The 14,354-nt window shown below is 58.1% G+C and carries 10 protein-coding genes and 1 other RNA gene; 4 read left to right on the plus strand and 7 right to left on the minus strand.

Translation table 11 applies throughout. From position 1 onward, the window contains the following. Positions 1-43 precede the first annotated feature (43 nt). A non-coding RNA gene (locus tag DEO48_RS09715) (RtT sRNA) lies at positions 44-174 on the plus strand. Positions 175-231: 57 nt separating this feature from the next. On the opposite strand, the gene DEO48_RS09720 is transcribed toward DEO48_RS09715, so the two are convergent. Further along, entirely contained in the window at positions 232-675 is a 444-nt protein-coding gene (locus DEO48_RS09720) for an Lrp/AsnC family transcriptional regulator (RefSeq protein WP_063439151.1), read from the minus strand. 108 nt (positions 676-783) lie between these two features. Between DEO48_RS09720 and DEO48_RS09725 the strand changes: the two genes are divergently transcribed. Then, on the plus strand, positions 784-1,680 hold the full coding sequence (locus tag DEO48_RS09725; protein WP_109845030.1) for a DMT family transporter: 897 nt from the start codon (positions 784-786) through the stop codon (positions 1,678-1,680). Here DEO48_RS09725 and narI read toward each other — a convergent pair. The 5 genes from narI to DEO48_RS09750 all read right to left on the minus strand — a co-directional run bounded on the left by narI (position 1,677) and on the right by DEO48_RS09750 (position 10,159). Then, positions 1,677-2,354, minus strand: coding sequence for a respiratory nitrate reductase subunit gamma (narI, locus tag DEO48_RS09730; protein WP_023312107.1), 678 nt, complete (start codon positions 2,352-2,354; stop codon positions 1,677-1,679). The genes DEO48_RS09725 and narI overlap by 4 nt on opposite strands. After that, entirely contained in the window at positions 2,354-3,064 is a 711-nt protein-coding gene (gene narJ / locus DEO48_RS09735) for a nitrate reductase molybdenum cofactor assembly chaperone (protein WP_109845031.1), read from the minus strand. Before narJ ends, narI begins: the two co-directional genes overlap by 1 nt. Continuing rightward, positions 3,061-4,596, minus strand: a complete 1,536-nt coding sequence (narH, locus tag DEO48_RS09740; protein ID WP_048989621.1) for a nitrate reductase subunit beta — start codon at positions 4,594-4,596, stop codon at positions 3,061-3,063. Before narH ends, narJ begins: the two co-directional genes overlap by 4 nt. After that, on the minus strand, positions 4,593-8,336 hold the full coding sequence (locus tag DEO48_RS09745; protein ID WP_109845032.1) for a nitrate reductase subunit alpha: 3,744 nt from the start codon (positions 8,334-8,336) through the stop codon (positions 4,593-4,595). Before DEO48_RS09745 ends, narH begins: the two co-directional genes overlap by 4 nt. Positions 8,337-8,761: 425 nt before the next feature. After that, positions 8,762-10,159: a NarK family nitrate/nitrite MFS transporter gene (locus DEO48_RS09750; RefSeq protein ID WP_109845033.1), complete on the minus strand. Its 1,398-nt coding sequence runs from the start codon at positions 10,157-10,159 to the stop codon at positions 8,762-8,764. A 309-nt stretch (positions 10,160-10,468) separates the two neighbouring features. Here DEO48_RS09750 and narX point away from each other — a divergent pair, with 309 nt between their 5' ends. Continuing rightward, positions 10,469-12,265, plus strand: a complete 1,797-nt coding sequence (gene narX / locus DEO48_RS09755) for a nitrate/nitrite two-component system sensor histidine kinase NarX (protein WP_109845034.1) — start codon at positions 10,469-10,471, stop codon at positions 12,263-12,265. Then, positions 12,258-12,908 carry a two-component system response regulator NarL gene (narL, locus tag DEO48_RS09760; protein WP_109845035.1) on the plus strand — a complete coding sequence of 217 codons (651 nt, stop codon included), beginning with the start codon at positions 12,258-12,260 and terminating at the stop codon, positions 12,906-12,908. The genes narX and narL overlap by 8 nt, the downstream gene beginning before the upstream one ends. Positions 12,909-12,911: 3 nt before the next feature. Here narL and DEO48_RS09765 read toward each other — a convergent pair whose 3' ends face one another. Beyond that, a complete protein-coding gene (locus DEO48_RS09765; protein ID WP_109845036.1) occupies positions 12,912-14,318 on the minus strand; it encodes a YchO/YchP family invasin in 1,407 nt (468 codons plus the stop codon). Positions 14,319-14,354 lie beyond the last annotated feature (36 nt).

The raw sequence follows: 14,354 nt of genomic DNA on the forward strand, positions 1-14,354 counted from the left end.
ACTTTCAAATGACTCTGAATCTCCTTTTTGCACCAGGCATCATGCATTTCCGTAATGGGGAAGGATGAGAAGCTTCGATTAAGGTTCGATTCGAGCGTAGCGAGAAAGCGTTGCCGCAGGCAACGACCCGAAGGGCGAGGCGCAACGCGCCGAGTAATCCTTCCCCAACATAAAAACCGAATCCGTCGTTGTAGGCCGGGTAAGGCGCAGCCGCCACCCGGCGACAGAAACCTACATCGGCGGCAAACGACGCTTCACCGGCGAACTTTTCACAATCGACGTATTACACTGTGCATGCTCTGCCAGGCCGTCCAGCAACGTATCCAGTTGCTCTATCGATCGCACCACCAGCCTAATCACAAAGCAATCTTCCCCGGTGACTTTGTCGCTCTCAATACATTCCGGCATCGCCTGAATGTATTTATCCACCTTATGCAACAACCCCGGCAAAGGCCGCACGCGCACCAGCGCCTGCAGCGTATACCCCAGCGCCGCCAGATTCACCCGTGCGCCATACCCCTGAATCACACCCCGCTCTTCCAGCCTCTTCAGGCGTTCTGCCGTGCTGGGGGAAGTCAGACCAATGCGTCCGCTGAGCACCTTCAAAGACATGCGCGCATCTTCGACCAGACAGGCTAAAATTTGACGGTCGATATCATCGAGAAGGTATTCCATCCTTTTCACCTAATTTTAAAAAGCCACCACTGCATTTCACCTTATCTCATCCCTGTAAAACCCGACAGTGATTTTCGACAATAGCGTCATACAATCAGGAGGTGGATGATGCGTGATTTCCATAAAGGCGTCTGGCAAATGAGCCTGGCGATGTTAATTTCCGGCTCTATCGGTGCGTTTGTTTTACTCAGCGGTCTGCCGGTGACGGAAGTGGTGTTCTGGCGCTGTCTTATCGGGGCAATGGCGCTTTTTATTTTTATCCGAATACGTCAAAAGCCCTTTAGTCCCCTCACCCGCACCACGCTGCTGCTGGCCATTCTCGGTGGCGTAGCGCTCGTGGTGAACTGGCTGCTGCTCTTCGCAGCCTATGAGCGGATCTCCATTGGTCTTTCGACGGTGGTCTATAACACCCAGCCGTTTATGCTGGTCTTAATGGGGATGTTTTTAGGTGAGCGCGTTAGCCTGGTGAAATGGGGCTGGCTGTTCCTCGCCTTCGGCGGCGTGGTGATCTTGCTCTCCAGCGAGTTGACCGGCGCGCACGGCAGTGAATGGCTCGCCGGAATCGGCCTGGCGATGGCCGCGGCTTTCTTCTATGCGGTCACGGCCATTATTGCCCGCAAGCTCAGATCCGTTGCGCCGCAGCATATTGCCTTTATCCAGGTGCTGACGGGCGTCGTGATGCTTTTGCCGTTTGCCAGCATGCCGTCATTTTCAGGTGATTTTCCCTGGCCTATCCTGCTGACGCTGGGCATCGTCCATACCGGCATTATGTACCAGCTGCTCTACAGCGCAATTCAGAAGTTGCCTACGCCCATTACCGGCTCCCTGTCGTTTATCTATCCGGTGGTGGCGATCGTTGTCGATAATCTGGTGTTCGGACACTCGCTGAACCTGACGCAGCTCGCGGGCGGCGCGCTGATCCTGTTTGCTGCAGCGGGCAACAACCTGGGCTGGGGCGAAAAAAAACCCCGCGAGTGCGGGGTTGGTATCAAAACGGCGAATTAGCGACGGGCGCGCACAATCTGGTATTTGCGCGTCAGGTACTCCACCGGCGCGCTCCAGATATGCACCAGACGAGAGAACGGGAACAGCACAAACAGCGTCATCCCCAGCACCAGGTGAACGCGGAAGATAAAGGCCACGCCGTCCAGGTGCGCGGAGGCTCCGCCGTGGAAGGTCACTACGGACTGCGCCCAGCCGACCAGCTTCATCATTTCGCTGCCGTCCATGTGCTGCGCCGAGAACGGAATGGTTAGCAGGCCCAGCGCGCACTGCACCATCAGCAGGGAGAGGATCAGGATGTCCGCTGCGGTCGTAGTTGCACGCACGCGCGGGCTGAACAGGCGACGTTTCAGCAGCAGCAGGCCACCGACCAGAGTCATCACGCCGCAGGCACCGCCGGCGATCATCGCCATCTTCTGCTTCACCTCAATCGGCAGCCACGCTTCATACATCCAGTGCGGCGTCAGCATCCCCAGGAAGTGACCGGCAAAAATCCCCAGAATACCGATGTGGAACAGGTTAGAGCCCACATGCATCCCTTTGCGATCCAGCATCTGGCTGGAGGCCGCACGCCAGGTGTACTGGCCGTAGTCGTAACGCAGCCAGCTTCCCACCAGGAACACGGTGCCCGCGATATACGGGTAAATGTCAAAGAAGAACATATTCAGGAAGTGCATTAGTGCCGTCCTCCGTTAGAGATATTCAAATATTGCGGGGCAACCGCGCCGGCAAAACGACGCTGGTGAGCGGAGATTTCAGACTCGCCGCAGTTCTGGTCAGCAAAGAATTTCACCTGCTCTTCTTCCCAGACCGCATCCAGCGCTTGTGGCGTATCATCGCGGGCTTCATCCGCGATTTTCTCCGCCACTTTTTCACTGTCGACCGCGGCGTTGGCCAGCTTCACCAGCAGATCGAACAGCATCGCATAGCGGCTCTCCCGCTGCTGAAGACGCGCACCGAGCAGCGCCAGGATCGGCGCGATGTCCTGCAGACCGCCCAGCGCCTCTTCTTTCGGCAGCTGCGCCAGGTACTCCAGATACAGCGGGAGATGATCCGGCAGCTCGCGGCTGTCGAGCTGCAGGCCGTGCTGTTCATACTGGGCCATCAGATCCACCATCGCCTGACCGCGGTCACGGGATTCACCGTGAACGTGTTCAAACAGCAGCAGGGACGTTGCACGACCCCGGTCAAACAGCTGGCTGTAGTCCGACTGGGCATCCAGAAGGTCGCGCGCCAGCAGGTCGCGGAGGAAAACACCCAACTTCTGGGCATCGTCCTTATCCAGGTTTTCAGATGACGCGAGTGCATCAAAGAGTTCCTGCTGATGCTGCGCAAGCGCAGCATCCGGGTACTCGAGCAGACGCGAAACAATGACGAGTTCAATCATTGGTGCGGCTCCGTTTTGCTGGTCACATCCATAGCATCGATGCGGCGGCTGTTGAACAGGTTGAATTTGCTGTCTGACCCGTGGCAGCCGTCGCCAAAGGTAAAGCCACAGCCATTTTTTTCCGGGAAGGCTTCGCGGGCCAGCTCGCGGTGGCTGCTCGGCACCACGAAACGGTCTTCGTAGTTAGCGATCGCCAGATAGCGGTACATCTCCTGCGCCTGCGCTTCGGTCAGACCGACCTCTTCCAGCGCGCGGGTATCGGTTACGCCATCCACGGTTTCGGCACGCTTGAAGTGGCGCATCGCCAGCATACGCTTCAGCGCCAGCAGTACCGGCTGGGTATCACCTGCGGTCAGCAGGTTTGCCAGATACTGAACCGGGATACGCAGGCTCTCCACGTCCGGCAGGATACCGTTGCTGCCCAGCTCACCCGCGTCAGCCGCGGACTGAATCGGCGACAGCGGCGGCACGTACCAGACCATCGGCAGCGTGCGGTATTCCGGGTGCAGCGGCAGCGCCAGCTTCCAGTCCATCGCCATTTTGTACACCGGCGACTGCTGCGCGGCGTCAATCACGCTCTGCGGAATGCCGTCCTTCAGCGCCTGCTCAATCACCTTCGGATCGTTCGGATCGAGGAACACGTCCAGCTGACGCTGATACAGATCTTTCTCGTTCTCGGTGCTGGCGGCGTTTTCAATCGCGTCCGCGTCGTACAGCAGCACGCCGAGGTAGCGAATACGGCCTACGCAGCTTTCTGAGCAGACGGTTGGCATCCCGGCTTCAATACGCGGGTAGCAGAAGATGCACTTCTCGGATTTGCCGCTCTTCCAGTTGAAGTAGATCTTTTTGTACGGGCAGCCGGTGATGCACATACGCCAGCCGCGGCACTTGTCCTGGTCAATCAGCACGATGCCGTCTTCTTCACGCTTGTAGATGGCGCCGCTCGGGCAGGTCGCCACGCACGCCGGGTTGAGGCAGTGCTCGCACAGGCGCGGCAGATACATCATGAAGGTATTTTCGAACTGGCCGTACATCGCCTTCTGCATGTTCTCGAAGTTCTGGTCTTTGGCGCGTTTCTCGAACTCGCCGCCCAGAATCTCTTCCCAGTTTGGACCGCTGGTAATTTTGTCCATGCGCTGACCGGTGATCAGCGAGCGAGGACGGGCGATCGGCTGGTGTTTACCTTCTGGCGCGTTGTGCAGGTTCTGGTAGTCGTAATCAAACGGCTCGTAGTAATCGTCGATTCCCGGCAGGTGCGGGTTAGCGAAGATTTTTCCCAGAAGCCAAGCGCGGTTACCCATGCGCGGCTGCAGCTTGCCGTTGATTTTACGGATCCAGCCGCCCTTCCACTTCTCCTGGTTTTCCCAGTCGGTCGGGAAGCCGGTGCCAGGCTTGCTTTCGACGTTGTTGAACCAGGCGTACTCCATACCTTCGCGGCTGGTCCAGACGTTTTTACAGGTGACCGAGCAGGTATGGCAGCCGATGCATTTATCCAGATTCAGCACCATGCCGACTTGTGAACGAATTTTCATTTTACGCTCTCCTGTACCTGGTCATTACCTTCGCCGTCTAACCAGTTAATATTCTTCATCTTACGTACCACCACGAACTCATCGCGGTTCGATCCTACGGTGCCGTAGTAGTTAAAGCCGTAGGCCAGCTGCGCATAGCCACCGATCATGTGGGTCGGCTTCGGCGTAATGCGGGTCACGGAGTTGTGGATCCCGCCGCGCTGCTCGGTGATCTCTGACCCCGGCAGGTTAACGATACGTTCCTGCGCGTGGTACATCATGGTCATCCCGGCCGGTACGCGCTGGCTCACCACCGCACGCGCCGTCAGGGCACCGTTACTGTTGAACACTTCGATCCAGTCGTTATCTTCAATACCCAGATCTTTGGCATCCGTTTCGCTCATCCAGACAATCGGACCGCCGCGTGACAGGGTCAGCATCAGCAGGTTGTCGCTGTAGGTGGAGTGAATACCCCACTTCTGGTGCGGCGTCAGGAAGTTCAGCGCCTTCTCAGGGTTACCGTTCGATTTCGCCCCCATCACGGCTTTCACGGAGCGGGTGTCGATTGGCGGACGGTAGACCAGCAGGCTTTCACCGAAGTCGCGCATCCACTGGTGATCCTGATACAGCGACTGGCGGCCTGACAGGGTACGCCATGGGATCAGCTCGTGAACATTGGTATAGCCCGCGTTATAGGACACATGCTCATCTTCCAGGCCTGACCAGGTCGGGCTGGATATAATCTTGCGCGGCTGGGCCTGAATATCGCGGAAGCGGATTTTCTCTTCCTCTTTATTCTTCGCCAGGTGCGTGTGATCGCGTCCGGTAAACTCGCTCAGTGCCGCCCAGGCTTTCACCGCGACGTGGCCGTTGGTTTCCGGGGCCAGGGTCAGGATCATCTCTGCCGCATCAATCGCCGTGTTCAGCATAGGCTGGCCTTTCGCCGGGCCGTCCGCTTTGGTGTAGTTGAGCTTGCGCAGCAGATCCATTTCGCTCTGGGTGTTCCAGGCGATCCCCTTCCCACCGTTACCGATTTTCTCCATCAGCGGGCCGATAGAGGTAAAGCGCTCGTAGGTTGCCGGGTAGTCGCGTTCAACCGGAATAATGTGCGGCGCGGTTACGCCCGGGATCAGGTCGCATTCCCCTTTTTTCCAGTCCTTCACTTCCAGCGGCTGCGCCAGCTCGGCGGCGGAGTCGTGCTGGATTGGCAGCGTCACCACGTCTGTCTCTTTGCCGAGGTGCCCTACGCAGACTTCGGAGAATTTCTTCGCGATGTCTTTGTAGATATCCCAGTCGCTTTTTGATTCCCACGCCGGGTCAACGGCCGCAGACAGCGGATGAATAAACGGATGCATATCCGAGGTATTCATGTCGTCTTTTTCGTACCAGGTCGCGGTTGGCAGCACGATGTCGGAGTACAGGCAGGTGCTGGACAGACGGAAGTCGAGCGTCACCACCAGATCCAGCTTGCCGTCGAGACCGTTGTCTTTCCACTCCACCTCTTCCGGCTTCACGCCGCCCTGCTTGCCAAGATCTTTCCCCTGGATGCCGTTTTCGGTACCGAGCAGGTATTTCAGCATGTACTCGTGGCCTTTACCGGACGAACCAAGCAGGTTGGAGCGCCAGATGAACAGGTTGCGCGGATGGTTTTTACCGTTCTCCGGCTGTTCAGCCGCGAAGCGGATCGAGCCATCCTTCAGGGATTTCACGGTGTAATCCACCGGTGACATGCCCGCCTGCTTCGCCGCTTCCGCAATGCGCAGCGGGTTAGTGCCCAGCTGTGGCGCCGACGGCAGCCAGCCCATGCGTTCAGCACGCACGTTGAAGTCAATCAGGTGGCCGCTGTAGCGGGATTTATCCGCCATCGGCGACAGCAGCTCCTGCGCGGTGACCGTTTCGTAGCGCCACTGGCTGGAGTGGTTATAGAAGTAGGAGGTGCTGTTCATATGGCGTGCCGGACGCTGCCAGTCGAGGGCAAATGCCAGCGGCTGCCAGCCGGTCTGCGGACGCAGTTTTTCCTGGCCGACGTAGTGTGCCCAGCCGCCGCCGCTCTGACCGACGCAGCCGCAGAAGATCAGCATGTTGATCAGACCGCGATAGTTCATATCGAGGTGATACCAGTGGTTCAGACCCGCGCCGACGATGATCATCGAACGACCGTGCGTCTTGTCCGCGTTTTCTGCAAACTCACGTGCGATACGGGTAATGTGCGCGCGAGGCACGCCGGTAATCTGTTCCGCCCAGGCCGGAGTGTAGGCCTTCACGTCGTCATAGCCGGTTGCGCAGTTTTCATCGCCCAGACCGCGCTCCAGACCGTAGTTCGCCATGGTCAGGTCATAAACGGTGGTGACCAGTGCGGTAGAGCCGTCGGCCAGCTGCAGGCGCTTAACCGGCAGTTTGTGCATCAGGACGTTTTTCAGTTCAACCTTGTTGAAGTGCTCTGAACCTTCACCGCCGAAGTACGGGAACCCGACCTCGGCGATCTCGTCCTGGCTACCCAGCATGCTCAGGCGCAGCTCCGTCTCTTCGCCGGTGGTGCCGTTGCGTTGCTCAAGGTTCCACTTGCCCTTCTCGCCCCAGCGGAAGCCGATAGAGCCGTTTGGCGCCACCAGCTCGCCGTTGCTGTTGTACGCAACAGTTTTCCACTCAGGGTTGTTTTCCTGGCCCAGCGAATCCACCAGATCGGCTGCGCGCAGCGTGCGGCCCGCGGCATAGTAGCCCTCACGCTCTTCCAGCATCACCAGCATCGGCATGTCGGTGTAGCGGCGAACGTAGTCGGTGAAGTACTGGCTTGGCTTATCAAGATGGAATTCACGCAGCATGACGTGGCCCATCGCCATCGCCATCGCGGCGTCGGTACCTTGTTTTGGCGCCAGCCAAAGGTCGCAAAGCTTGGCGATTTCCGCGTAGTCAGGGGTGACCGCCACAGTTTTGGTGCCTTTGTAACGGACTTCGGTGAAGAAATGCGCGTCCGGCGTGCGGGTCTGAGGAACGTTTGAGCCCCAGGCGATGATATAGCTTGAGTTGTACCAGTCCGCAGATTCCGGCACGTCGGTCTGCTCGCCCCAGGTCTGCGGAGAAGCAGGCGGAAGGTCGCAGTACCAGTCGTAGAAGCTCAGGCAGGTACCGCCGATCAGCGAAAGATAGCGCGCGCCGGAGGCATAAGAAACCATCGACATCGCCGGAATTGGCGAGAAGCCCGCCACGCGGTCAGGACCGTAGGTTTTAACGGTGTAGACGTTGGAGGCGGCAATCAGCTCGTTCACTTCTTTCCATGAGGAACGCACAAAGCCGCCGCGACCGCGAGCCTGCTTGAAGCTTTTTGCTTTGTCAGCGTCTTCGATGATGGACGCCCAGGCATCCACCGGATCGCTGTGCTGCACTTTCGCTTCACGCCACATTTTCATCAGGCGCTTGCGCATCAGCGGGTATTTCAGACGGTTAGCGCTGTAGAGATACCAGGAGTAGCTGGCACCGCGCGGGCAGCCGCGCGGTTCGTGGTTTGGCATATCCGGACGGGTGCGCGGATAGTCGGTCTGCTGCATTTCCCAGGTCACCAGACCGTTTTTAACGAAAATCTTCCAGCTGCATGAACCGGTACAGTTCACGCCGTGGGTCGAACGGACGACTTTGTCATGCTGCCAGCGCTGGCGGTAACCGTCTTCCCAGTCCCGGTTGGTATCCAGAACCTGGCCGTGCCCATCGGCAAAAGTTTCACCCTTCTGTTTGAAGTAGCGAAACCGGTCCAAAAATTTGCTCATCGGGTATCTCCTGTGTGGAGCCTGTGGCTCTCTAAATCGACATTGCTGATTTGCAGCGAAGGTAACGCCCTGAAAGAGGGGGAGAATTGATAACGATCAAGACGAGGAGGGACTTTCAAGCGAGGGGGTTACACCAAATACCACCAAAGCGGTATCTTCAGAAATTTCATATCAATATGAAATATAAAGTTATTTTTATTTTATCGTACAAAAAGCCAGTCAAAATTTAACATCTCAGGTATTAAGGGGTAGACCCACCTGCAAAGCGATGGCGATCACAGTGCCGCCGCAGGCGTCTGCCGTAAGAGCCGTAAGAGCCGTAAGAGCCGTAAGAGCCGTAAGAGCCGTAAGAGCCGTAAGTATGTTGTAACTATTATGCTGGAAAAAAAACGCGGCCCGAAGGCCGCGTAAACGGATAATCACACTTACTTATTTTTCTTGGTATTACGGCCATATACCAGCCACGTAATCACGACGCAGGCGATATAGAAGACGAGGAAAACTTTCATGGCGCCGGCCGGTGAGCCGGTCAGATCCAGAGAGATACCGAACGCTTTCGGGATAAAGAAGCCGCCAATCGCGCCGATGGCAGAGATAAAGCCCAGCGCCGCGGCCGTATCCGTCGCCGCTTCGCGCATGGCCTGCTCTTCGCTCCCGCCCTGCGCCTTCACGCGATCCATGGTCAGCTTACGGAAGATCACGGAGATCATCTGGAAGGTGGATGCACTCCCCAGCCCGGCCGTCAGGAACAGCACCATAAATACGCCGAAGAAGGCGATGAAGTTACCACCCTGTCCGTCGGCGGGCAGCGTCAGGAACAGCAGCGCGCAGAAGACTGCCATCACGACGAAGTTGACCAGCGTCACGCGGGTACCGCCCAGGCGGTCAGAGACCATGCCGCCCAGCGAACGCGCCAGGGCGCCAATAAATGGACCGAAGAAGGCGAACTGCAGGATCTGCACGTCCGGGAACTGCGTTTTCGACAGCATCGCGAAGCCCGCAGAGAAGCCGATAAACGAACCGAAGGTAGCCAGATACAGCAGCGCCATCACCCAGAGGTGTCCACGCTTCAGCACCGGCAGCTGTTCGCTCAGCGATGCCTTCGACGCTGACAGATCGTTCATAAAGAACCAGGCTGCGAGGGTGAAGATCACCAGGAAAGGTACCCAGATCCAGGCGGCGTTCTGCAGATAGAGGGAAGAACCATCCGCCTGCTCAACGCCACCGCCGCCAAAGGCTGCAAAAATGGAGATCGAGATCGCCAGCGGGGCAATCAGCTGCATCACGCTCACGCCCATATTTCCCAGACCGCCGTTAATGCCCAGCGCGCCGCCCTGCTTCGCTTTCGGGAAGAAGAAGCTGATGTTCGCCATGCTGGAGGCGAAGTTCGCGCCCGCAAAACCGCACAGCAGGGAGATAATCACAAATACGCTGAACGGCGTAGAGGTATCCTGCACCGCGAAGCCGAGCCACACGCAGGGGACGATCATGATGCCCGTACTGAACGCCGTCCAGCGACGACCGCCAAACACCGGCACCATAAACGCGTAAGGTACACGCAGCAGCGCGCCGGACAGCGACGGCAGCGCGGTCAGCATGAACAGCTGATCGGTCGTAAACGTGAAGCCGACTTTCGGCAGGTTTACCGCCACCGCGCTAAACAACATCCATACGCAAAACGCTAATAACAAGCACGGCACGGAAATCCACAGATTCCGGCTGGCTACACGATGGCCGCGCTGTTGCCAGAACGCCGGATCCTCTGGACGCCAGTCAGTAATAACGGCACCATTTTCCCTTTCGGGAGCGGATGAGTGACTCATAGACACCTCTGATTCTCGAATGATGCTGCAAACATTAGGGTTTTAGGGCGGCGGTAAGTTGATATAAATCAAAGGAAAAGTGGGAGGATTTGCGGCGCAAAAAAAGGTCTTATCCTTAGTGAGTAGGCAAATTCGGTAAAAAAGACGTGGTTTTTCACGGCACTGAAGGTTCCTAGCTACCTCCACCTCCTTCCCCCTACTCCGTTGGCAATTTAGGGGTAATCCTTTATTGGTATGGGTATACTCCAGGGTATGCACCAGAATAGCGCCATTCCTGCAAGCAGGCCACGTCAGGAGCACGCCACCTCTATGTTAAAAAGATGTTTATCTCCGCTGACGCTCGTGAATCAGCTAGCCCTTATCGTTTTGCTGTCCACCGCCATCGGCGTGACCGGCATGGCGATCTCCGGCTGGCTGGTACAGGGCGTACAGGGTAATGCGCATGCCATCAACGAGGCAGGATCGCTACGCATGCAGAGTTATCGCCTGCTGGCGTCGGTTCCCCTGACGCTGGACGATCGGCCCCTGATTGATGAGATGGAGCGCACGGTCTTCAGCCCCGAACTGGAAAACGCCGCCATCCGCGCCGGTCAGCAATATCAGCTCAAAGCCCTTCAGGGCTACTGGCACACCCAGCTGGAGCCCGGGCTGAAACAGGCGCGCAGCACGGAAACCGTTGCGCAGGACGTGGCGGGTTTCGTCTCACGCATTGATGCGCTGGTCTCCTCTTTCGACCAAACCACAGAATTACGCATCGACCGGGTGGTGATGGTGCACCGCGCCATGGCGCTGTTTATGGGGCTGCTGCTGATATTCACCATTGTCTGGCTTCGTGCGCGGCTGCTGAACCCGTGGAAACAGCTGCTGGCAATGGCCCGAGCGGTGACCGCACGCGATTTTAGCCAGCGCACGCACATCAGCGGGCGCAACGAGATGGCCATGCTCGGCCAGGCGCTCAACACCATGTCGGCAGAGCTCTCCGAGAGCTACGCGGTGCTGGAACAGCGCGTTCAGGAAAAAACGGCCGGACTGGAGCAGAAAAACGAGATCCTCTCTTTCCTGTGGCAGGCCAACCGCCGTCTGCACATGCAGGTGCCGCTATGCGAACGCCTCTCGCCGGTGCTGAACGGCCTGCAAAATCTGACCCTGCTTCACGACCTTGAGCTGCGCGTCTACGACGTGGAAGATGAAGATAATCATCAGGAATTTACCTGTCAGTCGGATATGTCCTGCGATGACAAAGGCTGCCATCTTTGCCCTCGCGGCCTGCCGCCGCTGACGTCCGGCGGCACCACCCTGAAGTGGCGCCTGACCGACAGCCACACCCAGTACGGTATTCTGCTGGCAACGCTGCCAGCCGGGCGTCACCTGAGCCACGACCAGCAGCAGCTGGTTGATACGCTGGTCGAACAGCTCACGGCCACGCTGGCGCTCGACAGGCATCAGGAAAAGCAGCAGCAGTTGATCGTCATGGAAGAGCGCGCGACCATCGCCCGCGAGCTTCACGACTCGATTGCCCAGTCGCTCTCCTGTATGAAAATGCAGGTGAGCTGCCTGCAGATGCAGGATGCGGAGATGCCCGAAAGCAACAAGCAGCTGCTCAGCCAGATCCGCAACGAGCTGAACACCTCCTGGATACAGCTGCGCGAGCTGCTGACTACCTTCCGTCTGCAGCTGACCGAGCCGGGCCTGCGCCCGGCGCTGGAGGCCAGCTGTCACGAATTTAGCGCCCGGCTGGGTTTCCCGGTGAAGCTGGATTACCAGCTGCCGCCGCGGTTTGTCCCCTCCCATCAGGCCATACATGTACTGCAGATCGCCCGTGAAGCGCTGAGCAACGTGCTCAAGCATTCCGGCGCGACGGCGGTAACGGTCACCGTCAGCCAGCACAACAATCAGGTGAAGCTCACGGTTCACGACAACGGCCGCGGCGTGCCGGAAAATGCCGAACGCACTAACCACTATGGTTTAATTATTATGCGAGACCGCGCCCAAAGCCTGCGCGGTGATTGCCAGGTTCGCCGGAGAGAGACGGGTGGCACGGAAGTTGTAGTCACCTTTATTCCCGAGAAACCGCTTACAACTGCTCAAGGAGAAACCCATGACTAATCAGGAACCGGCATCCATCCTGCTGATCGACGACCATCCGATGCTGCGTACTGGCGTGAAACAGCTGGTCAGCATGGCGCCCGATATCACGGTGGTTGGCGAAGCCAGCAACGGTGAACAGGGCATTGAGCTTGCCGAATCCCTCGATCCCGACCTGATCCTGCTCGATCTGAATATGCCCGGCATGAATGGTCTGGAAACCCTCGACAAGCTGCGGGAAAAATCGCTTTCCGGGCGCATCGTCGTCTTTAGCGTGTCGAACCATGAAGAGGATGTGGTCACGGCGCTGAAGCGCGGGGCGGATGGTTATCTGCTCAAGGATATGGAGCCGGAAGAATTGCTTAAGGCGCTGCAGCAGGCCGCGGCGGGCGAGATGGTTCTCAGCGAAGCCTTAACGCCGGTCCTGGCCGCCAGCCTGCGCGCCAATCGCGCCACCTCTGACCGCGACGTCAGCCAGTTAACCCCGCGCGAGCGCGATATTCTCAAACTCATTGCCCAGGGGCTGCCGAACAAAATGATCGCCCGCCGCCTGGACATCACCGAAAGCACGGTCAAAGTGCACGTGAAGCATATGCTGAAGAAAATGAAGCTAAAATCCCGCGTTGAAGCCGCGGTGTGGGTGCATCAGGAACGCATTTTTTAAGGATTACTCCTCCGGCAGAAGCTTCCAGCGCGGGTCGTTGTCGGGCAATGCGACCAGCGGCTGCACGACGGTCAGCACGATCTCATTGGACGAGACGCGCTGGCCTTTCTCATCTTCCACCACCGCCGACAGGTGCCAGCGGTTTGTTGCCCCTTCATCGTCATTCCAGGCAGGTATAATCACACTCCAGCCGTCGCTGCTGTTGCTTTTGGCCGGCGACGTCAGGCTCAGCGCCCGCGTATCTCCCTGCCAGTGGATCTGACGAATGCCGTTCGCGCTGCGAACCTGAAGCTTCAGCATAACGGTCTCGCCCCCTTTCAGATCCCACGGCGGCGTCGCCAGCCAGACGGACAGCGTTTTACGCTGGCGGAACTCCATCACCGGCAGGCTATTGCGCTCCGGCGAGTCGTAGCGGCTTCCGCGCAGGGAACGCGTGGCGGCGACTTCACCGGCGGAAAGCTGCTTCACCAGCGGCACGCCAAAGCGATAGTTGAGCTTCAGCCCAAGGTTATTCTGGCTCTCGCCACTTTCGCCCTGCTTGTGCGCGGCGGTAAGGGTGACCAGCGGTACGGGGGTATAGTTAAGCCCCAGATTCACCGCCACCGGATTGTGATAGCCCGTTCCGCTGTTGAAGAGGTCGACGTTATCGCCAAAGTATTGCTCGAAGCTCACGCTGGTATTGAGATGATGGAACCACGGCAGCCAGGCTTTAGCGGTGACGTCATATCCGCGCGCCATACGCTGCTCCTGGACGTCGGAGCGATCGCGCCAGCCGGCAAAGGGCTGATAATAGTTGGCTGACAGGCGCAGATTTTCCCCCCACGCTTCCGCGCCCAGCCCGGCACGCTGCAGGTTGTCATCCAGGAGGTTATCGTAAAAGGTGTTGTAACCCAGCAGCCATTTCCCGGCGATCCAGCGCTGACCGATTCCTACATTACTGACCAGGCCATCCGTCTGCTGGGTCAGGCCAAGCTGGCTCCAGCTCAGATAACGGTTGTTATCGTTCCAGGGGATAAACCAGCTCCCGCTGCTGCCGTTAAATTTGCCATCGTTATCCACCAGTAGGTTCACGCTGGCGTTCCCCCAGGGCGAAAGCCAGGACTCAATCTGCTGGTTCACTTCGCCGCTCACCGCGTCGCGCACCTGGCCAAACGCAAACTGACGCGCCTGCTCGCCCGTTGTCAGGCCGTTGTCGGTCATGCTGGCCTCACCGAAGGCTTTCGCCATTTCGGCCAGGTGCTTTTCCCCCTCCCCGTTTGGGGCGGCCATACCGAGGTCGGGCAGATTATCCCCGTCATTATCAAAGGGATTTTGCGCCTGATGCATAAAGGAATTCGGCGCACCGTGAACGGCTCCGACCGTAAGAAGGGGGAGTAAAAACAGCAAACGAATGCGGGACGATACAGCCATCAACGTCGTCAATAAGAACCTGTGTTTATGAATAAA

Origin of the sequence: Enterobacter sp. CGMCC 5087, assembly GCF_003144775.1 — a bacterium.
In the GTDB taxonomy this organism is placed as follows: Bacteria; Pseudomonadota; Gammaproteobacteria; order Enterobacterales; family Enterobacteriaceae; genus Enterobacter; species Enterobacter cloacae_M.

Coding starts and splice junctions, on each gene's coding strand:
- DEO48_RS09750 (WP_109845033.1), bottom strand. CDS start 10,159: ATGAGTCACTCATCCGCTCCCGAAAGGGAAAATGGTGCCGTTATTACT.
- DEO48_RS09745 (WP_109845032.1), bottom strand. CDS start 8,336: ATGAGCAAATTTTTGGACCGGTTTCGCTACTTCAAACAGAAGGGTGAA.
- narL (WP_109845035.1), top strand. CDS start 12,258: ATGACTAATCAGGAACCGGCATCCATCCTGCTGATCGACGACCATCCG.
- DEO48_RS09765 (WP_109845036.1), bottom strand. CDS start 14,318: ATGGCTGTATCGTCCCGCATTCGTTTGCTGTTTTTACTCCCCCTTCTT.
- DEO48_RS09720 (WP_063439151.1), bottom strand. CDS start 675: ATGGAATACCTTCTCGATGATATCGACCGTCAAATTTTAGCCTGTCTG.
- narH (WP_048989621.1), bottom strand. CDS start 4,596: ATGAAAATTCGTTCACAAGTCGGCATGGTGCTGAATCTGGATAAATGC.
- DEO48_RS09725 (WP_109845030.1), top strand. CDS start 784: ATGCGTGATTTCCATAAAGGCGTCTGGCAAATGAGCCTGGCGATGTTA.
- narX (WP_109845034.1), top strand. CDS start 10,469: ATGTTAAAAAGATGTTTATCTCCGCTGACGCTCGTGAATCAGCTAGCC.
- narI (WP_023312107.1), bottom strand. CDS start 2,354: ATGCACTTCCTGAATATGTTCTTCTTTGACATTTACCCGTATATCGCG.
- narJ (WP_109845031.1), bottom strand. CDS start 3,064: ATGATTGAACTCGTCATTGTTTCGCGTCTGCTCGAGTACCCGGATGCT.